At 57.0% G+C, this 309-nt stretch carries 1 protein-coding gene; it reads right to left on the reverse strand.

Translation table 11 applies throughout. The features are described 5' to 3' along the window. Positions 1 to 309, reverse strand: a 309-nt coding sequence (locus F8C76_RS19710; RefSeq protein WP_283016262.1) for an acyl-CoA dehydrogenase family protein, incomplete at both ends; no start/stop codon positions are given.

Here is a 309-nt window from a genome sequence, read left to right on the forward strand (position 1 = left end):
CGTCAGCAACCGTGCCTGCTCAATCTCGCAGTAAGATTTGGCGATATCTTCGCGCACCGAGCCCTGCTTGCTCATGGGCGCACCGAACACTTCACGCTGGTTTACCCGCTTGCACATCATCTCAAACGCCTCCTGAGCCGCGCCGATCATACGCATGCAGTGGTGAATCCGGCCCGGACCCAGGCGCCCCTGAGCGATTTCGAAACCCCGCCCTTCACCGAGAATTATATTGGCCTTGGGCACACGCACATTGTCGAAAATAACGTCGGCATGGCCTTCGGGTGCATCGTTGTAACCAAATACCTGCAT

Origin of the sequence: Flagellimonas olearia (assembly GCF_009184425.1) — a bacterium.
GTDB lineage: Bacteria > Bacteroidota > Bacteroidia > Flavobacteriales > Flavobacteriaceae > Flagellimonas > Flagellimonas olearia.